The sequence below is a fragment of the Muriicola sp. genome (assembly GCF_049669965.1).
Lineage (GTDB): Bacteria > Bacteroidota > Bacteroidia > Flavobacteriales > Flavobacteriaceae > Muriicola.
Genome location: NZ_JBATLB010000288.1, coordinates 1 through 2,033 on the forward strand (window position 1 = coordinate 1; position 2,033 = coordinate 2,033).

The window sequence follows — 2,033 nt, forward strand, 5'->3', positions numbered from 1 at the left end:
CTTTTCAATTTGTAAATACACAGCTATTTTAAATAGCAGTGTATTGCAATATTTGTATTAAAAAAATTCAGTGGAGAAAAGCAAGGCATAAAAGTTGCTTAATGCATGTCTTATGCACACTGTTTGATTTTAGTTAGATTGAGAAGCACCCTCCATCTTAAACATAGCATCAGATTTCCTACATTTATATATAGATGATATATAGTGCATAATGCACTATATTCAATTGTTGTAAACAATATATACTATCAGTATGCATAGAAAAATAATTACGCTTTTATTTATAGCAACATTCATAAATTTTGGATACGCTCAATCTAAAAAAATCAGTATTAAAACAGACCATTTGACAGAAGTGAATTATCTGAAAATTGATGATTTTTACTTAACTCATTATTTATACATCGACTTATTTTTGAGAGAAAATTTGTTTCCAGAGGCAAATCCAGAAGATGTTTCCTCAATACTAAAAGCTCTAAAAAAATATGTTTCGGTTGAAAACAAATTAGACGTTGAAATTGAAAAACCTGGAAAAAGAAATTACTTAATCCGATTTGCAATTTTAAAGAAAGATGACGGAACGGAACTTTTAATTGCTTTCACAAACTGGAGCGTAAATAAAAAGGAATTTGAAGAAGAAATTAAAATAGAGAACGATTCATATACGAGATGGTATTTCCTAAATGGAAACAAAATGACCTACAGAAAAGATATGTCCAATCAGAATGATTACTCAAGTATGAACACCTCTGACTTAGCTAATGCGTATCTATTCGATGAGCTAACTGAAAACGATTCCGAGATAAAAAATATAATAAACGAATTGCTAAGTCAAAGTGATTTAATTGTGTCAGATAAAATTATGGCCCATTTAATTCTTTTGAAATACCAAATTTTTCAAAAAGAGAACGAAAACGTGACTAAGCAAACAGAATATTTAACGGAACTATTTGAAAAAAATAAGTCTGTGTCTGACCTAAGAGGTTTACAAGCCGCTTTTGATGCGACAAAATTTCAAATAGAATTAATGAAATAAATACTGTGTACAACATCGCCTATAACACATCGCTACCTAAGGTCTACGCTTATTTCCTATCTTAGTTAAAACAAATCTGGTCTGCTGGGGCTTGTGAACTCAAGCGCCGTGTCATAGCCCAGACCGTTAGGCACAAGCTTAAAAAAACTACAAAAGTTACCAATATGGTAACTTTTTTTATATCTTTGACCTAAAAGACATAATTTGAGAGTAATTGCAAAACGGACTTTGAAGGATTTTTGGGCAAAGCACTCCGATTGCGAACAACAATTGATGGCTTGGTACAGAGAAACCGAAAAATCAGAATTCAAAAACTTAAACGAATTAAAAAAGGAATATCCGAGCGCTAGTATATTGGAGGACAATCGGATTGTTTTCAATATTAAAGGCAATAAGTACCGGCTTATCGTGAAATTCAATTTTGAGTTCCAAATCTGTTGGATTCGCTTCGTTGGTACTCATGCAGAATATGACAAAGTAAACGCAAACGAAATTTAAGATGAAAATAGCACCTATTAGAAACGAAAAAGATTATCAAAATGCTCTCAACCGACTTGAGAAGATTTTTGACGCCAAAAAAGGAACGGAAAAAGGAGATGAACTTGAAATCCTGTCAATCCTAATTGATCGATTTGAAAACGAGAATTTCCCGATCGGAATGCCGGACCCAATCGAAGCCATCAAATTTCGCATGGAACAAATGGGAATGAAACAAAAGGACTTGGCAAAGGTCGTAGGATTTAAAAGTAGGGTCAGCGAAATTTTAAGTAAAAAAAGAAAACTTTCCTTAGACATGATTAGAAAACTTAATACGACTTTGCATATTCCAACAGAGGTTTTGGTTCAAGAATATTAATGAAAAAAGCCAGTGCCTAACAACGCCTATAATTCATCGCTACTTTAGAACTTCCTTGAAATTTCCTACATTTAAATAAAACAAAACTTGGCTTCAATGATTGAACGGCCAGGGCTCGCTTTGCCAGCGCGAATTTCTAAC

General features: G+C 32.9%; 3 protein-coding genes. All 3 read left to right on the top strand.

What is annotated here, in order from left to right; genetic code table 11:
* The first annotated feature begins 253 nt into the window (after positions 1–253).
* The 3 genes from WBM49_RS14075 (at position 254) to WBM49_RS14085 (ending at position 1,892) form a co-directional block, all read left to right on the top strand.
* Positions 254–1,036: a hypothetical protein gene (locus WBM49_RS14075; RefSeq protein WP_424372681.1), complete on the top strand. Its 783-nt coding sequence runs from the start codon at positions 254–256 to the stop codon at positions 1,034–1,036.
* A gap of 204 nt (positions 1,037–1,240) precedes the next feature.
* Positions 1,241–1,534, top strand: coding sequence for a type II toxin-antitoxin system HigB family toxin (locus WBM49_RS14080; RefSeq protein WP_424372682.1), 294 nt, complete (start codon positions 1,241–1,243; stop codon positions 1,532–1,534).
* A gap of 1 nt (position 1,535) precedes the next feature.
* A complete protein-coding gene (locus WBM49_RS14085; protein ID WP_424372683.1) occupies positions 1,536–1,892 on the top strand; it encodes a helix-turn-helix domain-containing protein in 357 nt (118 codons plus the stop codon).
* Positions 1,893–2,033 lie beyond the last annotated feature (141 nt).